This is a genomic window from Actinomadura sp. 3N508, assembly GCF_044326375.1.
GTDB lineage: Bacteria > Actinomycetota > Actinomycetes > Streptosporangiales > Streptosporangiaceae > Spirillospora.
The window spans coordinates 1,056,334-1,074,716 of the sequence record NZ_JBIRAX010000001.1; the positions used below are offsets into that span (position 1 = coordinate 1,056,334).

At 71.5% G+C, this 18,383-nt stretch carries 16 protein-coding genes; 11 read left to right on the forward strand and 5 right to left on the reverse strand.

From position 1 onward, the window contains the following. Positions 1 to 161 precede the first annotated feature (161 nt). The gene (locus tag ACH34S_RS04820; RefSeq protein WP_395951136.1) at positions 162 to 803 is read right to left on the reverse strand and encodes a LuxR C-terminal-related transcriptional regulator; all 642 of its coding nucleotides are present in this window, start codon (positions 801 to 803) and stop codon (positions 162 to 164) included. Further along, entirely contained in the window at positions 800 to 2,023 is a 1,224-nt protein-coding gene (locus tag ACH34S_RS04825; RefSeq protein WP_395951448.1) for a PspC domain-containing protein, read from the reverse strand. The genes ACH34S_RS04820 and ACH34S_RS04825 overlap by 4 nt, the downstream gene beginning before the upstream one ends. 196 nt (positions 2,024 to 2,219) lie before the next feature. Here ACH34S_RS04825 and ACH34S_RS04830 point away from each other — a divergent pair, with 196 nt between their 5' ends. Then, a complete protein-coding gene (locus ACH34S_RS04830; protein WP_395951137.1) occupies positions 2,220 to 3,593 on the forward strand; it encodes a PspC domain-containing protein in 1,374 nt (457 codons plus the stop codon). Positions 3,594 to 3,609: 16 nt separating this feature from the next. Then, positions 3,610 to 3,828 (forward strand): hypothetical protein, encoded by a 219-nt coding sequence (locus ACH34S_RS04835; RefSeq protein WP_395951138.1) that lies wholly within the window; start codon positions 3,610 to 3,612, stop codon positions 3,826 to 3,828. A gap of 20 nt (positions 3,829 to 3,848) precedes the next feature. Here ACH34S_RS04835 and ACH34S_RS04840 read toward each other — a convergent pair whose 3' ends face one another. After that, positions 3,849 to 4,286, reverse strand: a complete 438-nt coding sequence (locus ACH34S_RS04840) for a cysteine dioxygenase (protein ID WP_395951139.1) — start codon at positions 4,284 to 4,286, stop codon at positions 3,849 to 3,851. A gap of 248 nt (positions 4,287 to 4,534) precedes the next feature. Between ACH34S_RS04840 and ACH34S_RS04845 the strand changes: the two genes are divergently transcribed. The 9 genes from ACH34S_RS04845 to ACH34S_RS04885 all read left to right on the forward strand — a co-directional run bounded on the left by ACH34S_RS04845 (position 4,535) and on the right by ACH34S_RS04885 (position 13,493). Beyond that, positions 4,535 to 6,121: an alkaline phosphatase D family protein gene (locus ACH34S_RS04845; RefSeq protein ID WP_395951140.1), complete on the forward strand. Its 1,587-nt coding sequence runs from the start codon at positions 4,535 to 4,537 to the stop codon at positions 6,119 to 6,121. A gap of 25 nt (positions 6,122 to 6,146) precedes the next feature. Beyond that, positions 6,147 to 6,476, forward strand: coding sequence for a hypothetical protein (locus ACH34S_RS04850; RefSeq protein ID WP_395951141.1), 330 nt, complete (start codon positions 6,147 to 6,149; stop codon positions 6,474 to 6,476). Positions 6,477 to 6,836: 360 nt separating this feature from the next. Beyond that, positions 6,837 to 6,959 (forward strand): hypothetical protein, encoded by a 123-nt coding sequence (locus ACH34S_RS04855; protein WP_395951142.1) that lies wholly within the window; start codon positions 6,837 to 6,839, stop codon positions 6,957 to 6,959. Further along, positions 6,956 to 7,663: a peptidoglycan-binding protein gene (locus ACH34S_RS04860; protein WP_395951143.1), complete on the forward strand. Its 708-nt coding sequence runs from the start codon at positions 6,956 to 6,958 to the stop codon at positions 7,661 to 7,663. The genes ACH34S_RS04855 and ACH34S_RS04860 overlap by 4 nt, the downstream gene beginning before the upstream one ends. A 267-nt stretch (positions 7,664 to 7,930) precedes the next feature. Beyond that, complete coding sequence (locus ACH34S_RS04865; RefSeq protein ID WP_395951144.1) at positions 7,931 to 8,422, forward strand: (2Fe-2S)-binding protein; 492 nt, start codon at positions 7,931 to 7,933, stop codon at positions 8,420 to 8,422. Further along, on the forward strand, positions 8,419 to 10,860 hold the full coding sequence (locus ACH34S_RS04870) for a xanthine dehydrogenase family protein molybdopterin-binding subunit (protein ID WP_395951145.1): 2,442 nt from the start codon (positions 8,419 to 8,421) through the stop codon (positions 10,858 to 10,860). Before ACH34S_RS04865 ends, ACH34S_RS04870 begins: the two co-directional genes overlap by 4 nt. Next, complete coding sequence (locus ACH34S_RS04875; protein WP_395951146.1) at positions 10,857 to 11,711, forward strand: FAD binding domain-containing protein; 855 nt, start codon at positions 10,857 to 10,859, stop codon at positions 11,709 to 11,711. Before ACH34S_RS04870 ends, ACH34S_RS04875 begins: the two co-directional genes overlap by 4 nt. Before the next feature lie 113 nt (positions 11,712 to 11,824). Continuing rightward, complete coding sequence (locus ACH34S_RS04880; protein ID WP_395951147.1) at positions 11,825 to 12,682, forward strand: SRPBCC family protein; 858 nt, start codon at positions 11,825 to 11,827, stop codon at positions 12,680 to 12,682. A gap of 115 nt (positions 12,683 to 12,797) precedes the next feature. Continuing rightward, entirely contained in the window at positions 12,798 to 13,493 is a 696-nt protein-coding gene (locus tag ACH34S_RS04885; protein WP_395951449.1) for a class I SAM-dependent methyltransferase, read from the forward strand. 7 nt (positions 13,494 to 13,500) lie between these two features. Here ACH34S_RS04885 and ACH34S_RS04890 read toward each other — a convergent pair whose 3' ends face one another. After that, a complete protein-coding gene (locus tag ACH34S_RS04890) occupies positions 13,501 to 14,721 on the reverse strand; it encodes a serpin family protein (RefSeq protein WP_395951148.1) in 1,221 nt (406 codons plus the stop codon). Positions 14,722 to 14,808: 87 nt separating this feature from the next. Next, entirely contained in the window at positions 14,809 to 18,381 is a 3,573-nt protein-coding gene (locus ACH34S_RS04895) for a CDP-glycerol glycerophosphotransferase family protein (protein WP_395951149.1), read from the reverse strand. Positions 18,382 to 18,383 lie beyond the last annotated feature (2 nt).

The window sequence follows — 18,383 nt, forward strand, 5'->3', positions numbered from 1 at the left end:
CGGCACCGGAGACGATCATGATGCGCTGAAAACGAATATGACAATTTGCTTACATTTGGCCCGAAATTGTTTACGCCATGTCACCGAACGGGCATCCATTGTGGTTCGCTCGAGACCAGCGGGGCGTGGTTTTCGGGCGCGGGCCAGGCGGCCTCGGCGGGTCAGACAAGGCGGCGGGCGGCGGCCCAGCGCGACAGCTCGTGCCGGTTGGACAATTGCAGCTTCCGCAGGACGCTGCTGACATGCGTTTCGACCGTCTTGACCGAGATGAACAGCTCCTTGGCGATCTCCTTGTAGGCGTAGCCGCGGGCGATCAGCCGCAGCACGTCCCGCTCCCGCTGGGTGATCTGGTCGAGCTCGGGGTCGACGGCGGGCATGTCGGTGGCGGCGAACGCGTCCAGGACGAATCCGGCCAGGCGCGGCGAGAACACGGCGTCGCCGTCGGCGACCCGTCCGATCGCGTCGGTGAGCTCCGGCCCGGAGATCGTCTTGGTGACGTAGCCGCGCGCCCCGCCCCGGACGACGCCGATCACGTCCTCGGCCGCGTCCGACACCGACAGCGCGAGGAACTTCGACGACACGGCGCCGTGCAGCCGCCGCAGCACCTCGATCCCGCCGCCGCCGGGCAGGTGCACGTCCAGCAGGACCACGTCCGGCCGCGCGGCGCGGATCACCGAGACGGCCTCGTCCACGTCGCCGGCCTCCCCGACGATCTCGACGCCGCCGCCGAGCTCCGCCTTGACGCCGGTCCGGAACATCTGGTGATCGTCGACCAGCACGACCTTCTTCAACGCCTCGCTCATGACTTCTTTATCTCCAACCGGACTTCGGTGCCCTCGCCCGGCGACGTCCGGACGGTGGCCTTGCCGCCGTTGCGCTCCATACGTCCGATGATGGACCCTCGGACGCCCATCCGGTCGCCGGGGACCTGGTCGAGGTCGAATCCCTTGCCGCGGTCCCGGACGAAGATCGCGACCTCGTCGCCCTCCACCTCCGCGTACACCGACACCGACGGCGCCTCGGCGTACTTCGCGGCGTTCACCATCGCCTCCCGCGCGGCCTGCAGCGTGGCGCCGAGCCGCTCGTCCAGCGCCGTGTCGCCGACGCAGACGATCTCGATCGGCACGCCGTGGTCGTCCTCCACCTCCCCCGCGACCTCGCGGATCGCGGCGGCGAACGTCTGGTCGGGGTCGGCGCGCGGCTGGTAGAGCCAGGTACGCAGCGTCCGCTCCTGCGACCGGGCGAGGCGCTGCACCTCCCGGGTGTCGTGCGCGTTCCGCTGGATGAGCGTCAGCGTGTGCAGGACCGAGTCGTGGATGTGCGCGGCCAGCTCGGCGCGCTCCTGGGAGCGGATGCGCTCGTGCCGCTCGGCGTCGAGGTCCTGCCAGAGCCGGACCATCCACGGCGTCGCGATCACCGCGACCCCGGTGAGGATGATCAGCATGGCGATGACGACGGAGCGGGCCTGGGTGGCCTCGACCTTCTGCGCGACGAACCCGCCGATGCCGCCGACGACCAGCAGGAGGCCGAGCACGCTGCGCAGCCAGCGCTGCCGCAGCGGGAGCGTCCACCGCTGCCGCTGGTCGCGGTCGGCCTGCTGCCAGAGGATCGCCGCGCCGACACCGCCGACGACGAACGGCCACAGCGCCCACTGGACGGCCCCGGCCGCACCCCACGGGAGCACCGCAAGGCCCAGCGTGACCGCCGCGTACGCCAGCAGCTGGCCCCAGTCCCGGCCGCGCCGCCGGGTGTCCACCGAGGTCACCGACCCCGCGGGCGCCGCCTCCTCGGGCGTCTCAAGAGCCTCGGGCTTCGCGGGCGCGGGGATCAGGATCCAGAACGCGATGTAGGCGGCGACGCCGAGCCCGCTCGCCACCGTCAGCAGCACGAACGCGGCGCGGACGATCAGCACCTCGATGCCGAGGTGCACGGCCAGGCCGCTGCACACCCCGGCGATGAGCTTGCCTCCGGTGGTGCGCTGCAGCCGTCCGGAGGCGTCCGGCGTCGGCGGCGCGGCGGAAATGGCCGTCGCACCCGGCGCGGACGTGGCGGACGTGGCGGCCGTCGCGCCGAGCCGGTCCGCTGCCCTGTCCTCGCTCACCGCAGCCCTTCCCAAGGTTCTCCCACGTAAATGATCGTCACATGCAGGGCCGCTGACCGCATCAGGGGCGCACCCCGGGCTTCCCTCAGGGTCGGCTCAGGGACGTCCCCGATACCGCGTGCGCGACGTGCACGTCAGGATGGTCGTCATGGGCAGCGAGCAGGAAAGCGGCCGCCACGAGGGCGGACGGCACGAGGCCGGGCACCAGTACGTCCAGGGATACCAGCGGCTGGCGCGGGACGGCGGATGGCGCATGCTGGCCGGCGTGTGCAGCGGCCTCGGCCGCTACACCGGCATCGACCCGGTCGTCTTCCGCGTGGGGTTCGCGGTCCTGGTCCTCGCGCACGGCCAGGGCGTCTTCCTCTATGTCGCGGCCGCGCTGCTGATGCCGCCGAGCGCGGGCCGGTCGTCGATCGCGGAGCAGCTGTTCAAGCGCTGGTTCGACGCGGCGGCCGTGCTGACGGCCCTCGGCGCGCTGCTGGCCGCGGGCGTCGTGTTCAGCCTGTTCGGCGCCGAGGTCACCGACACGATCGCGCTGCTGGTCGTGTTCGGGCTGGCGCTGCTGGTCGCGCACTCGCGGGGCGTGGACCTGGTGGCGGTGGCGCGGTCCGTCCCGGAGCGGCTGGCCGGGCACCCGCCGGCGCCGTCCGCGGATCCGGCGAAGCCGGGGACCGCCGGCGGCGGCGTGTCCCTGTTCAAGGGCGCATCGTCTTCTCAGGGCGCAGGGTCTTCCAAGGGCGCAGAGGCCACGCCTGGCGGCAGCGGCCTGCCCGCGGGCATGATCGATCTGGCCGCGTACTCGGCGGCGCAGGCCGACACCCCGCCGGGCGACCGGAAGGACGACCGCCCGGACAAGCGCTCCGGCGGCTCGGGCTGCTCCGGCCGCTCTCCCGTCGCCACGATCTCGCTGCTCGCCGCCATGGCCGCCGGGGCCGCGATGATCCCGGTCGCGCGGAGCCACCCCTACCCGGACTCCACGCTGATCGTCATGGCGCCCGCGCTCGCGGTCATCGGGATCGGCATGGTCGTCGGCGGCTGGTTCCGCACCCGTGGCCTCGCGGCGGCGGGCACCGTGCTGACCCTGGCCATGCTGACCACCACGGTCGCGGGCGAGGCGCCGCGCAACGCCGAGTACGGCGAGGTCGAGTGGCGCCCGACGGACGTCACGCAGACGGACCAGGTCTACAAGGTCGGTGTCGGGCAGGGCGATCTCGATCTCACCTCGCTCCGGCTGGCCGCCGGGCAGCGCGTCGCGATCGAGGCCGAGGTGACGCTCGGCGGGCTGGCCGTCCGCGTGCCGCGCACGGCCCGCGTCCAGGTGGACGCGCGGATCGCGCTCGGTGACGTGAACGTCGACAACCGGACGACCGGCGGCCCGCGCGCCAAGGTCATCCGGACGCTGGAACCCGACGGCGCCCCGGACGGCAACCCTCCGGTGATCGTCCTGCGGATACGCGGCAAGGTCGGCGACGTGAACGTGCACCGTGGCTGACATGGGGAGGACGGAGATGCGGAAGCCACCCGAACGGCGACGGCGCCGGTTCGATCCGGCGGGGCCCGTCACCGGGCTGTTCTTCCTGGCCCTCGCGGGACTGTTCCTCGCGGACGGCCTGGCCGACGAGAACGTCCTGTCCGTGACGACGCTGCTGTCGGTGGGGCTGACCGGCCTCGGCGTGGTCGGCACGGTCCGGGTGCTGACCCGGTCACGCCGCCGCGACCTGCGCTGACCCCCGCGGACGGGGCCCGATCACGCTGCTGAGCGTCCTGACGGGGGCGTGGTGCCCGCGTGGAGGCTGACGGCGTACGCGGGCCCGGGATTGGTCAGGGCGGTGTGCGGCCCGCCGTGCACCCTGACCCGGTTGGCCCGCAGCGGCCGTTCGGTGACGCCGCACGCCGCGATCGTCACCTCCGCCAGCTCGCCCGCGATCAGCGTGCTGACCTGCCCGTGCACGGTCCCGCCGTGGCCGGGCGGCCAGGTGGTGAGCCACACCAGCCCGGCCAGCTCGACGTGCACGGGGCCGGAGGCGTCGAAGTCGACGAGCCGCCACCATTCGGCGGGGCGCCCGGCGAGGTCGGCGACCCGGGTGGCGAGCTGCCCCACCGTCGGAGGGCGGAGGGTGAGCGCGCGGTCATGCGGGTCGTCCTGGCCGAGCATCGTGATGTCGGGAGCCACGGAAAGGTCCATGGGAGGTCCTTCGTATTCGTGTGTCTGCTGGAAAGGGAAGGCGAATCGGCTTCAGCGACAACACGAAGGACACAGCGCGCTGGCCACGCGGCCGAGGGCCACGGGGCAGTAGAGGGTGCGCGCCGACATGCGTCCAAGGAGACACTCGGTAACCGAACCTTGTCAAGCCGATCACCGGGTGTCCACCGAAGATCCGCCCGGCGCGCGGATCATGCCTCCGGAACACGGGAACGAGGGATGGAGCGTTCATGGACCGTCGAAGCGTGCTGCGCGGTGGCCTCGCCACGACGGGCGGGGCGGCGATCGCCCTGCTCGGCGGCGGATCGGCGGGCGCGGGGACGCGCACGGCGGCGGCGCTCGTGCGCAGCGGCCGGCCGCGGCTCACGCACGGCGTGCAGAGCGGCGACGTGACGGCACACGAGGGCGTGGTGTGGGTGCGCTCCGACCGTCCCGCGCGGATGCTGGTGGAGGTGAGCCGCCGCCCCGACTTCCGCCATGCCCGGACGGTGCACGGGCCCGTCCTGACGCCCGGGACCGACCTCACCGGCAAGACGCTCCTGCGCGGCCTCCCGGACGGCGAGGAGCTGCACTACCGCGTCCGGCTCGCCGACCTCGACCGCGCCGGTCTGACGTCCGAGCCGGTGACGGGACGCTTCCGCACGCCGCCGCTCCACACCGTGCCGCTCCACACCGTGCCGCCGCACCGCCGCCGGGACGTCCGCTTCGTCTGGTCGGGCGACCTCGCGGGCCAGGGCTGGGGCATCAACCCCGACCTCGGCGGCTTCCGGATCTTCAACGCGATGGCCGCCGTCGATCCCGACTTCTTCCTGTGCAGCGGCGACTTCGTCTACGCCGACGGCCCGCTCGCCGAAACGGTGCCGCTGCCGGACGGCCGGACGTGGCGCAACCTCGTGACGCCGGAGAAGTCGGCCGTCGCGCAGACCCTTGCCGAATTTCGCGGCCAGTTCCGCTACAACCTGCTGGACGCCAACCTCAGGGCCTTCAACGCACGCGTCCCGATGATCTACCAGTGGGACGACCACGAGACCGTGAACAACTGGTATCCGGGCGAGATCCTCGATCTTCCCCAGTACACCGAGAAGCGCGTGGACGTCCTGGCCGCCCACGCCCGCCGCGCCGCCTTCGAGTACACGCCGATGCGGTCGTCGCGCACCGGGCGCATCTACCGCCGCATCTCCTACGGGCCGCTGCTGGACGTCTTCGTCCTCGACATGCGCACCTACAAGTCGCCGAACGACGCCAACAACTCCCCGGCGCAGGAGAACGCGCTCCTCGGCGCCGAGCAGTCGGCGTGGCTGAAGCGCGAGCTCCGCCGCTCGACGGCGACCTGGAAGGTCATGGCGGCCGACCTGCCGATCGGCTTGATCGTCCCCGACGGCTCCGCCGCGCAGGAAGGCGTCGCGCAGGGCGATGACGGCGCGCCGCTGGGCCGCGAGCGGGAGATCGCCGATCTGCTCTCCTACGCGCGGCGGCACCGCGTCCGGAACATGGTCTGGCTGACGGCGGACGTCCATTACACGGCGGCGCATTTCTACGACCCGTCCAAGGCGGGGTTCGGCGACTTCGATCCGTTCTGGGAATTCGTCTCCGGCCCCCTCAACGCCGGCGCCTTCGGCCCCAACAGGCTCGAAGGGACGTTCGGCCCGCAGCTCAAGTTCGTGCAGGCGCCGCCGCGGGCCAACACCTCGCCTGCCGAGGGCTACCAATTCTTCGGCGACGTGGAGATCGACGCGCACACCGAGACACTGACCGTCCATCTGCGGGACCTCGACGGCAAGGCCCTCTACAGCCAGGCTCTTACGCCCCGGCGCTGAGACCGTTCGTGGGACCATCGTCGGCGTGAAGCGCGCCTACGCCTCGGTGGTTCTCTGCCTCGCCCTCGGGGGCGGCCCTGTCCTGGTGGGCTGCTCGGACGGCGCCGCCGAGCGCAAGGCCGACTGCGCGAAGATCTCGGCCGCGCTGGCGAGGACCCCGGATCCGAGCGCCGAGCAGGTCCTCGACGCGCTCCGCAAGGTCCGTCCCGATCTGCAGGACGACGACCTCGCCGAGCAGGTCGACACCGTCATCGCCTCCGGCGGCAAGGACAGGATGTCCGACGAGGAGACGTTCCGGTTCGCCCAGGCGACCGAGGAGATCCGCAGCACCTGCCGCCAGGAGCGCAGCGGCTGAAGCCCCGGCCCTCAGCGGCTGAGGATCAGGTACGCGAACCAGGTCAGGACGAGGGTCACGGCCAGCGAACCGAGACATCCCAGTCGGGACGAGAAAAAGAACATAGAACGCCTCTTCCCCGGAACTGCCGGGTTTCGCACGCTCCAAGGGCGCGGCGAACCACCAGGTTGCCGAAACTCTTACCTGCTGGAGAGGCAGATACCGCGCTCGGGTTTGATTTGGGGCGAAAGCCAGAGAAGTAAGGGGTCACCCCATTACGGTCGGTAGGGAGTCCCTTACGGAACGGGACGGCGGAGACAAAGGCTCCAGGAGGAGCACGTGACCCCCCAGAACAGAACAGATAGCGCAGAAGCGGCACTCATGGACGAGGTGGACGTCAATCCGGGCGCCCACCAGTCCACCGAGTCCGACGAGGAGCAGATCCTCGCCGAGCTGTACGGCGAGCCCGTCGACGGGTACTTCCGCGGGGAGGAATCCGGATGAGCGCGGCGGGGATGATCGCCGAGGCCCGCAAGTGGATCGGCACCTCGGGCCGGCCGAACAAGATCACACGCGAGTACGCCTCCAGGCACGGGGACGAGTTCCTGCGCGCGTCCTGGTGCGACATGGCCATCACCTACTGGGCCCGGCACAGCGGGAACACGTCGGCGGTCCTGCCCGGCGGCGACCGCGCCTACACGGTCTGGCACGCGCAGGACTTCCAGAAGGCCGGGCGCTGGCACAGCGGGACGACCGCGAGCGTCAACCAGGCCAAGCCCGGCGACATCGTCTTCTTCGACTGGGGCGCCACCAACGCCATCGGCGCCATCGACCACGTCGGCGTGGTCGAGAGGGTCCTCGGCGGCGGGCGCCTGCAGACCATCGAGGCCAACACCAGCGACGCGGTGAAGCGCCGCGTCAGGAATTCCAGCGTGATCGCCGGTTACGGACGTCCCGCGTACGGCGGGGGCAACTGGACGGAGGACTTGGTGAAGAAGCTTCCCGAACTGAACAAGGGCGACTCGGGTGAGCACGTGCAGAGCCTGCAGGGGCTGCTCATGGCGCGCAGCCACCCGGAGATCAAGATGTCGGGCCGGTTCGACGACGCGACCGAGGCGGCCGTGAAGGCGGTTCAGCGCTGGGGCGGCGTCGACGACGACGGGATCGTCGGCCCGAAGACCTGGCCGGTTCTGCTCCGCGTGCACTAGCAGGGACGGGGCCATGCATTGGCCTCAGATAAGTAAATAGGCTTGTCCAGGGGCTAGTACGGGATTCGACACCGGCATAGGTTCGTAGGGTCGCCTTCTGCGGAGGTGGCCGATGACCACAGCGAAGCGAGGATCATCGGCCACCCGCCTCGGGGGGTCTGGGGGTTGCCCCCAGAAAGGCAGGGCCCCGATGACCTGGTCGGAACCACGCGCACCGCCCAGGGACGTCTCGCTTCGAGTCACCCCGAGACGTCCTGGGAGGAACGCATGCCACGTATCCGTGTCGAGGTCGACGGTGCGACGTACGAAGACGACGTCGAACCGCGCCTCCTGCTCGTCCACTATCTGCGCGAACGGCTGGGGAAGGTCGGTACCCCGGTCGGATGCGACACCAGCAACTGCGGAGCCTGCACCGTCCTGATGGACGGGATGAGCGTGAAGAGCTGCTCCGTGCTCGCCGTCCAGGCGGACGGCACCGACGTGACGACCGTCGAGGGCCTCGGCATGGACGGGACGGCCCATCCGATGCAGCGGGCCTTCCACGAGGAGCACGCGCTCCAGTGCGGCTACTGCACCCCAGGCATGATCATGGCGTCGCTCGACCTGCTGCGCGAGAACGCCGACCCGTCGGAGACCGAGGTCCGGGAGGGCCTTGAGGGCAACCTGTGCCGCTGCACCGGTTACCAGAACATCGTCAAGGCCGTCCGGCGCGCCGCTAAGGAGATGCGTGAGCCCGCGGGCCAGGAGGTGACGCCGTGACGATCCAGGAAGGCGACACCAGGGCGGAGATCGGCGCCCCAAGGAAGCGGTCGGAGGACGCCCGGCTCATCAGGGGCCAGACGCAGTGGACCGACAACATGACCCCGCAGGGGACGCTGCATATGGCGTTCCTGCGCAGCCCGCACGCGCACGCGCGGATCGTCCGCGTCGACACCTCGCAGGCGAAGGGACGTCCCGGCGTGGTCGCCGTGCTGAGCGGCGCTGACTTCGCCGGCGAGCAGGGGTCGCTGCCGTGCGCGTGGCCCGTGACCGACGACATGAAGCATCCGGACCATCCGCCGATGGCGGTGAGCGAGGTGCGGTACGTCGGCGAGCCGGTGGCGTGCGTCGTGGCCCGGGACAAGTTCGCGGCCTTCGACGCCCTAGACGACATTGACGTCGACTACGAGCCGCTGCCCGCGGTCCTGAACATGGACGCGGCCCTTGCGGAAGGGGCCGATCTCGTCCATGACGACCTGGGAACGAACAAGTCCTACACGTGGGTGTTCGAGAACGGGGATCTCGACGCCGCGATGCGGGACGCGCCGGTCCTCATCGAACGCGAGTACATCCAGCAGAGGCTCATCCCTACGGCGATGGAGCCGCGGGCGGTGCTGTGCGTCCCGGACGGGGACGAGTTCACCCTCTACTCGGCGACGCAGATCCCGCACATCCTGCGGCTGATGCTGGCGACCGTCACCGGGATCGGCGAGCACCGCATCCGGGTCGTCGCACCGGACGTCGGCGGCGGGTTCGGCTCCAAGCTGCAGGTGTGCGGCGAGGAGGTCCTCGCGCTGCTGCTGGCCCGCAGGCTCGGCCGCCCGGTGAAATGGACGGAGTCGCGCAGCGAAGGCAACATGACCGTCCACCACGGGCGCGACCAGATACAGCGGCTCACGCTCGCCGCAGACCGCGACGGACGGATCCGCGGTTTCAAGGCGGACATCCTTGCCGACATGGGCGCGTACCTGATGCTCGTCACGCCGGGCATCCCGATCCTGGGCGCGTTCATGTACAACGGCATCTACAAGATGGACGCGTACTCGTTCACCTGTAGGGGCGTCTTCACGACGAAGACCCCGACGGACGCGTACCGGGGCGCGGGCCGGCCGGAGGCCACCTACGCCATCGAGCGGATGATGGACGAACTCGCCGCCGAACTGGGCGTCGACCCCATCGAGATACGGCGCCGCAACTGGATCGCGCACGAGGAGTTCCCGTACGAGACCATCGCGGGGCTCACCTACGACTCCGGCAACTACGAGGCGGCGACCGACAAGGCGCTGGAGCTGTTCGAGTACGACAAGCTCCGTGCCGAGCAGGCCGACCGGCGCGAACGGCGGGATCCGGTGCAGCTGGGCATCGGTGTGTCGACGTTCACGGAGATGTGCGGCATCGCGCCGTCCCGCGTCCTGGGCTCGCTGTCGTACGGCGCGGGCGGCTGGGAGCACGCGTCAGTGCGCATGCTGGCGTCGGGCAAGGTCGAGGTGGTCACCGGGTCGTCGCCGCATGGGCAGGGCCACGAGACGGCGTGGGCGCAGATCGCCGCCGACAGGCTCGGGGTCCCGTTCGAGGACGTGCGGGTCCTGCACGGCGACACGGCCGTCTCGCCCAAGGGCATGGACACCTACGGGTCGCGTTCGCTGGCCATCGGCGGCGTTGCCCTGTTCTCGGCCTGCGACAAGGTGGTCGAGAAGGCCCGCAAGGTCGCCGCGCATCTGCTGGAGGCCGCCGAGCAGGACCTGGAGTTCAGCGGCGGGCGGTTCAGCGTGCGCGGCGTCCAGGAGGAGGGCAAGACGCTGCAGGAGATCGCGGCGGCCACGTTCGCCGCGCACGACTTCCCTGAAGGCGTCGAGCCCTCGCTGGACTCCGACGCCACGTTCGACCCGGAGAACTTCTCCTTCCCGCACGGCACGCACCTGTGCGCGGCCGAGGTCGACACCGAGACGGGGATGGTGAAGCTCCGCAAGTACGTCGCCGTGGACGACGTAGGGAAGGTCATCAACCCGCTCATCGTGGAGGGCCAGGTGCACGGCGGGCTTGCGCAGGGCATCGCGCAGGCCCTGTTCGAGGAGGCCGTGTACGACGCGGACGGCAACCTGACCACGACCACCATGGCCGACTACCTCGTCCCGTCCGCCGCGGACCTGCCGACGTTCACCACCGACCGGACGGAGACGCCCGCGACGTCCAACCCGATGGGCGTGAAGGGCGTCGGCGAGGCGGGCACGATCGCCTCCACCCCGGCGGTCGTCAACGCGATCGTCGACGCGCTGCGCCCGTACGGGGTGAACGACGTCCCGATGCCGTGCACACCGGAACGGGTGTGGCGGGCGCTGCGCGCGGAAGCGAAACCGGACACGGCGGAGCCCGGCGCGGGCGGCGGGCTCGGCTCGGCGTCGAGCCCCGGCTCCGGCTCGGCAGGAGGTGCACAGTGATTCCCGCGGCTTTCGACTACGCACGGCCCGATTCGGTGGACGAGGCCGTCCGGGTGCTGTCCGGCGCGGGCGAGGACGCGAAGATCCTCGCCGGCGGGCAGAGCCTGATGCCGCTGCTGCGGCTCCGGCTCGCCATCCCGGACGCGCTGATCGACGTCGGCCGGATCGGCGCGCTCCGCGAGATCCGCGACGACGGCGACGCGCTGGTCATCGGCGCGATGGCCACCCACCACGAGATCATCCGCCATCCGCTTGTGCGCGAGCACGCCCCGCTGATCGTGGCCGCGGCGGAGACGGTCGCCGACCCGGCCGTCCGGCACCGCGGCACGTTCGGCGGGTCGCTCGCGCACGCCGACCCGGCGGGCGACCTCCCGGCCGTCGCGCTGGCGCTGGACGCGGTGTTCCTCGTCCGGTCCGTGCGCGGCGAGCGGGAGATCCCGGCATCGGAGTTCTTCGTCGACTGGATGACGTCGTCGATGGAGCCCGACGAACTGCTCGTCGGCGTGCGGGTGCCCAAGATGGGCCCAGGCTGGGGCGTCCACTACGAGAAATTCCATCGGACGGCCCAGGCGTGGGCCATCGTCGGTGTCGCGTGCGCTGTGCGCCGCAATGGCGGCGCCGTAGAGGAGGCACGCGTCGCGCTGACCAACATGGGTCCGGTGCCGGTGCGGGCCGGTGGCGTGGAGAACGCGGTGCGCGGGCGTCCGGTCTCGGAGGACACGTTCAGGTCCGCGGCCCAGCACGCGACAGAGGGCACCGAGCCGCCGGGTGACCTGCACGGATCGGCGGAGTACCGGTCGCATCTGGCGGCCGTGCTGACCTCGCGGGCCCTGACCGCCGCGGCCGTTTGATTGCTCGCCGGATCGCCGGGTACCCGGATCCGGGTACCCGGCGCCCGACTGGCGACCGAACCGGCGACCGCCGTAGGGTCACGGGTAGTTCTCCGGACGATAAGGACAAGATCATGGAACTCGACCACGATTTCACCGTCCCCGTACCGGTGGATCAGGCCTGGTCGGTGCTGCTCGACGTGGAACGCGTCGCGACCTGCATGCCCGGCGCGACGCTCGACTCCGTCGAGGGCGAGGAGTACAAGGGGCGGATGAAGGTGAAGGTCGGCGCGATGACCATCACCTACCGCGGCACCGCGCGGATCGTCTCCGCCGACGAGCCGTCCCGCACGGTGACGCTGGAGGCGTCCGCCAAGGAGGCCCGCGGCTCGGGGACGGCGTCGGCGACCGTCCAGGCGAGGCTGCACGGGGAGGACGGCACGACGCGCGTGACCGTCCACACGAAGCTGAACGTGACGGGACGTCCCGCGCAGTTCGGCCGCAACATCCTGTCCGAGGTCGGCTCCAAGATCATCAACCGGTTCGCCAAGGCGCTGGCGGCCGAGCTGGAAACGTCCGGCGAGGCCGCGCCAGAGGCCGGGGCCGGGGCCGGGGTCGAGGCGGAGGCCGCGCCGGAGGCCGTCGCGACGCCCGTGAAGCCCGCCCCCGAGCCTGAGGCCGCCGCCGAGCCCGACACCGAGCCCGCCGCCGACAAGCCCGAGCCCGCCGACAAGCCCGGCCCGGCGACGGCCGAGGTCGTCACCCCCCTGCCGGACGTCGCGCCGGAGCGGCCCGCCGCCGAGGCGCCGCAGCGTCCCGCGCGGGCCGAGCGGCCGCTGCGGGTGGCGCGGGAGGACGACGCGATCGACCTGCTGGAGGTCGCGGGCCCGTCCGTCGCCAAGCGGGCCGCGCCCGCGGCCGGCGGGCTGGTCGCGCTGCTGCTGGCCGTGCGCTTCATGGTGCGGCGCCGTCGCCGCCGTAAGAAGCGCTGACGCCGCGACAGCGCTGAGGTCCGGGCGGGGTCAAGCGCCGGTCAACGATGGGTCGTGGACGGCGTCGCCGGTGGAACGTGCCGCGTCCATATCGTCGGCTTGTCCCGTGGACACCATGGAGCTGCGGCGGATCGCGCTGATCGAGAACGACAACTGGTGGTACCGGGAGCGTCGCAAGGTCCTGTCCGCGGAGCTGCTGCGGCTCGGCGCGCCGGGCACGGCCGTCGACATCGGCGCGGCGGCGGGCACGGCCTCGCGGGTGCTCGCCGAGCACGGCTGGGACGCCATCGCGATCGACCTGAACCCGGCGGCCGTCGCGCTGGCCCGCGCGCACGGCGTGGACGCCTACGAGGGCGACGCCCGCTACCTGCCGCTCCAGCCGTGCCGGTACGACCTGGCGCTGGCGCTGGACGTCCTGGAGCACATCGAGGACGACGCGCGGGCGGCGGCGGAGATCACCCGGGTGCTGCGGCCGGGCGGGACGGCGCTGGTGTCCGTCCCGTCCGACATGGCGCTGTGGTCGGCGCAGGACGTGGCGCTCGGCCGCGTCCGCCGCTACCCGCGCGGCGCGCTCGTGGAGCTGATCGAGGGCGCCGGGCTGGTGCTGGAGCGGGTGTGGAGCAGGGGCGTGCTGCTGCGCCCGTTCCTGCGCCGGCTCAGGCACCGGACGGCACGCCGCGACGATCTCGCTCCGCTGCATCCGGCCGTCAACGAGGCGCTGCGGGTGACGGCCGTCCTCGAACGGCGCCTGCCGGTGTGCGACGGGTGGCCGGGCACGAAGCTGTTCGCGCGGGCCCGCCGCCCCGGCTGACCGCTCGTCAGCGAGTCAGCTCCGGCTCCGGGTCGGGCTCCGTCCAGTTCTCGGGTTCGGCGACCCAGCCGGCGAGCAGGATCAGGCCGGTCGGCCGGTGCCAGGTCAGGAACCCGAACGGCCGGTCGAAGGTGACGTTGAGTACCTGCGCCTCCGCCATCGGTGCGCCCGCGGGCACCGCGCCGATCGCCGTCACGGCCGCCGCCCTGAACCCCTCGGCGCTGAAGGTGGCGTTGACGTCCTGGGCGGCCTGGCCGACGGCCAGCGGGGTCCGGCTGATGCCGGGCAGGTGGCCGCGGCGGTCCTGGGTGGAGACGGTCTCCAGGCCGAACACCCCGGCGTGGGCCAGCAGGTCGTGCTCGGCGGCGATGTCGAAGCGGACGGTGGTCGCGGTCAGCGTCGGACGGGGGTCGAACGCGAGGGCCTTGTCCACGCGGAGGCCGGGTGTCTTCTCGGCGAGGGCCCGCTGGAGCAGCCGCTCGCCGCGGCGGAGCCTGATCTGCCCGTCGGTGGCCGCCATCGCCGCGGCGAGGACGTCACCGGGGCGGCGGTCGGGTTGCCCCAGGCAGAGGATCACGTCGACGTCGTCCTCGCCATGGACGGTCAGCAGGGTGACCGGCCCCGCCGGGGTCTCTTCGGCGAGGGTCAGCCGGTTGGTGTCGGTCGTGTTGTGCGTCAGGCCCGCGAGCCGCTCGGCGCGCCCCGCCCAGGGGCCCTCCTCGGGGGTGAGGGGGACGTCTTCGAACGGTTCCTTCCAGCGGGTGTCGACGGTCAGCGCGGTGGCGAGCACGAGCGCCGTGTCCGGCCCCACGCCGATCGGCAGCCGGGACAGGCGGTCGCCCGTGTTCTGCCGGACCCATTCGTCCAGCCTGGCCTGGTCGTCGGCGGTGTCGCCGGTCAGCTCGCCGCGCGCCCTGGCCGGGACGATCTTGTGCCACCACGGCTCCACGGGCAGCCCGGCGTGCGTCCACACGCCGAACGCGCCGGTGGCGGCCGTCGAGCTGTCGAGCATGCCGAGCGCGACGCGCGCGTGCCGGTCGGCGCCCGCGGCGTCGACGCCGATGGCGCGCTGGAGTTCCGCGCGGCCGGGCTCCCGCGACGCGGCCGCCAGGAACGCCAGCAGCGGCCACACCCCGGCGCCGGACAGGACCGTGGTCGTGCCGTCGCAGACCTCCTTGACCCACCGTGCGGTCAGGGCGTTGGACGCGGGGACGAGTTCACCGCTCATGCGCGCTCCCTCTGCCATCGGCGGGCGAGGTGTTGATCTTAGTGAACAACGCGGCGGTTTGTCCCCATGCGGCGGAGCCGGGGCGGGCTAGCCGCCGGAGCCGCCGCCCAGGGCTTCGCCGAAGATGCGGTCGACGGCCCTGGCCGCCGCCCGGCCGTCGTCCTGCGGGCAGTACTTCACCAGGAAGTGGTCGTAGGCGTCCGCATGGAGTTCCTCCAGGTCGGACGCTCCCGCGACCGCCTCGGCGACCTGCGCGGACGTCGTCGCGATCGGCCCCGGCGCCTCCGCCTCCAGGTCGAAGGTGAAGCCGCGCAGATGGTCGCGGTAGCGGCCCAGGTCGTAGGCGTAGAGGACGATCGGCCTGCCCAGGACCGCGTAGTCGACCATGACGGACGAGTAGTCGGTGACGAGCACGTCGGAGGCCATGTAGAGCTCGGCGATGTCCGGGTAACGGGACACGTCGATAAGGAAATCGTCCATCGCCAGACGGTTCCGGTCGGTGGTGAGGTGGTGCGTCCTCAGGAGGAGGACGTGGTCGTCACCGAGGACCTGGCGCATCGTGTCGACGTCCAGTTCCATGGAGAAGCCGAGCCAGCCGGGGGCGTGGTGCCGGTCGTCCCGCCATGTGGGCGCGTACAGGACGGCCTTCTTCCCGTCGGGGATTCCCAGGCGCTTGCGTACGCGGCTTCCTATGCTCTCCCATTCGGGCGCGCTGAGAATGTCGTTGCGCGGGTATCCGGTCTCCAGGACGTCCCCGTCGTATTTGAACGCGCGGCGCATGACCTGCGTGGCGAACGGGCTCTGGGACAGCAGCAGATCCCACCGCGGCACTTCCCCGTCCGTCCAGTCGAACCGTTCGATGCCCTGGTACGGCATGTCCCTGAGGTCGTGGGCGACCCGCTTCAGCGGGGTGCCGTGCCATGTCTGGACGTAGGTCTGCCCTTCGCGCTTGACGTACCAGGGCGGCAGTCCGTGGTTGGTGACGATGTAGCGGGCGCGCGCGAGGACGCGGTAATGCTCACGGCTTCCCGCCTGAACGACTCTGGCCTTCCCGTCGACCGTGAATTGGCCGTCCAGGGAAATCCACACGCATTCCAGGTCGGTCTTGCGGCGGGACAGTTCCTCGTAGATGGCTCGCGGGTTGCAGCTGTACTGCATGCCGCCGTGGCTGTCGAACACGGCGACGTCGGCGAGCGGGCTGCGCAGGTAGACGGGGTAGTCGCGCTGCTGGAGGAGCAGTTGTGCGTGGCCGCCGCGTTCGTCGTCGTCCAGGGCGGGGCGGCTGCGGAGCTGCACGGCGTCCTTCTGGTAGACGCCGACCTCGAATTCGTGCGTTCCCTCTCGGCGCCAGCCAGGAAGCCCGGGGATGGCCTCACGTTCGGCGACGACGGCGACCTCGGCGGTTTCGGTGCCCTCTGCGACCTCGCTGGAACGCGTGCGCGCCAGCAGTTCCCATGTTCCGCTGCTCAGTGGGAGGTCCGTCCCGAACACGGAAATGGCCGCGGGGGTGAACGCGGCGGTGAATCGGTCGCGTTCCCAGGTGACGGGAATGCGATGCTCGTCGCCGGAACGGCGCCGCCGCAGGATGAAATGATCCGGGCGGTCCCCCGGGTCTGCGGACTCGCCGGAAAGGGTGAGGAGACCTTTCTCGTCCCATCCGGCGTCCGTCACCACGGGCCGGACTGTCCGCTCGATGCCGCGCAGGTTCCCGAACGCGGTGCGCGTCAGCGCGAACTCCCGCGCGCGCTTGGCGCCGGTCGGCAGGACGTACCGGACGGGGTCGACGTTGGCCGCGACGGTGAGCCGCATCGGGCCGCCTTCGCCCGTCAGCCGGATGTCCCAGTCGATGACGTCGCGGAGGTGCACGACGGTGGCTTCGCGTTCGTCGCCGTCAAGAACGGAGATCAGGCGTTGCATGGGCAGCTTCGCCTTGAAGTCGAAACCGGTGCCCGCCGCCATGCGCAGCACGGACGACGGCCGCAGCGTCACCTCACCGTGAACCTCCGCGCCGCCGTGCCTGCGTGCGGCGACCAGGGCGGCGTCTGCGCCGAGGGCCCGCCGCGTCCAGCCGGTCAGTTCGAGCATGTCGCCGTCGCAGCGGACCCCGGTGAGGACGGCCTTGGAGCGCTTGACGTGGACGACGAACACGTCGTCGTCGCCCGCGGCCGGCTGGACGGCCACGTGCTCGTCCACGTGCCGCGCGACCGTCCACCGCACGGCCGGTGCCACCGCCGTCAGCCGCTGGACCGCCTTGCGCCCCGCCGTGGTCACCTCGACGTACAGCTCGTAGGTGGCGGTGCGCCACTCGTCGCCGTCCAGGAGGTAGTCGGGCTCCACCCGCGCGGAGAAACCGGACCAGTCGAAGGAGACGGTCGAGCGAGCGGCCTGGGCGGTGGCCTCCGGGCAGCGGACCCGCTCCACCTTGAGCCGGATCTCCTTGCCGGTCCTGACGTCGCGCATCCAGACGCGGATGCGGGAGTCCGTCTCCGACGACACGTCGAACCGGTCGAAGTGGGCGCGGCCCTCGACGATGAGGGTGTCGACGTCCCATTCGACGCGGTCCACGTCCGCGTGCAGGCGGATCTCGTCGGTGACGTCGTACAGGTCCTCGGGTATGGCGCGTTCCACATCGCCGTAGAAGGGGTAGCGGGCGTACCAGCGCTGCCTGCGGCGGCCCCGCCGCACGACCTGGACGTCGTGCAGACCGCCCTCCGCGCTGAGCACCTCCAGCAGTTCGGGCAGCATCCGCTCGCCGAGCAGGTGCGTCTCCAGCCGCCTGATCGACGCCAGCCCGGCGGCGGCGGACCGCGCGGCCGAGTTGACGAACCCGGCGCCCAGCTCGACCAGACGCTCGCGCTCCTGCCAGGTGGCCCCGGGCAAGGCGAGGATCAGCGAGCGGACGTCCAGGTCCAGCGCGTACCTGTCGTGGACGGTCAGGAGGTCCGGCGCGTGGTCGGCGACGAGTTCCCGGACCTTCGCGACGGTGGCCATCTGCTCGGTGACGGCCGCCGGGTCGTGACGGAGCCGTGTCGCCGTTACCGGACGGACCCGCCAGAAGTACACGGGCGTGTCGAGCACGTCCACGGTCTTGGCCAGAAGCTGGGTTTGCAGGGCCGTGAACGTGTCGTACGTCGTTGGGAGCGTGAAGCCGTGGGCGTCCCAGAAGGCGCGCCGGAACACCCTGTTGCAGAGCGTCCTGTCCTGGAGGAGGGCTGGGTGATGGGTGACGTGCGTCGTCGTCAACGTCTCTGCGTAAGCCTCGGCGTGGATCGGGGACCCCTGCACCTGTGTGCCGTCCAGCCGCATGACGTTCCCGCCGACGAGGTCGGACCCGGTCGACTCCAGCATCCCGACCATGAGCTCGTACGCGTAGGGAGGCAACGCGTCGTCGCCGTCGACGAAGGCGAGGTACGGGGCCGTCGCCTGCTCGACACCGGCGTCCAGCCCCGATCCCCCGGCGGAGGGCTCGACGAGGGTGAAACGGCCGTCCCGGGCTGCGAAGTCCTTGGCGATGGCGGCCGCGCCGCCGTTCCCCCGCCCTTCGTCCAGGAGCAGCACCTCGAGATCGTGGAGCGTCTGCCCGGCGAGCGATTCCAGGCATTCCGCGAGGTGGTCTCCGGCGTTGCGGAAGGGGACGACGATGCTGATCCGAGGTGACACGA

Bases quoted from the DNA above. Each gene is read 5' to 3' on its own strand.
- ACH34S_RS04820 (WP_395951136.1), bottom strand. From the start codon at position 803: ATGAGCGAGGCGTTGAAGAAGGTCGTGCTGGTCGACGATCACCAGATG.
- ACH34S_RS04835 (WP_395951138.1), top strand. From the start codon at position 3,610: ATGCGGAAGCCACCCGAACGGCGACGGCGCCGGTTCGATCCGGCGGGG.
- ACH34S_RS04840 (WP_395951139.1), bottom strand. From the start codon at position 4,286: ATGGACCTTTCCGTGGCTCCCGACATCACGATGCTCGGCCAGGACGAC.
- ACH34S_RS04845 (WP_395951140.1), top strand. From the start codon at position 4,535: ATGGACCGTCGAAGCGTGCTGCGCGGTGGCCTCGCCACGACGGGCGGG.
- ACH34S_RS04855 (WP_395951142.1), top strand. From the start codon at position 6,837: ATGGACGAGGTGGACGTCAATCCGGGCGCCCACCAGTCCACCGAGTCC.
- ACH34S_RS04860 (WP_395951143.1), top strand. From the start codon at position 6,956: ATGAGCGCGGCGGGGATGATCGCCGAGGCCCGCAAGTGGATCGGCACC.
- ACH34S_RS04865 (WP_395951144.1), top strand. From the start codon at position 7,931: ATGCCACGTATCCGTGTCGAGGTCGACGGTGCGACGTACGAAGACGAC.
- ACH34S_RS04880 (WP_395951147.1), top strand. From the start codon at position 11,825: ATGGAACTCGACCACGATTTCACCGTCCCCGTACCGGTGGATCAGGCC.
- ACH34S_RS04885 (WP_395951449.1), top strand. From the start codon at position 12,798: ATGGAGCTGCGGCGGATCGCGCTGATCGAGAACGACAACTGGTGGTAC.
- ACH34S_RS04890 (WP_395951148.1), bottom strand. From the start codon at position 14,721: ATGAGCGGTGAACTCGTCCCCGCGTCCAACGCCCTGACCGCACGGTGG.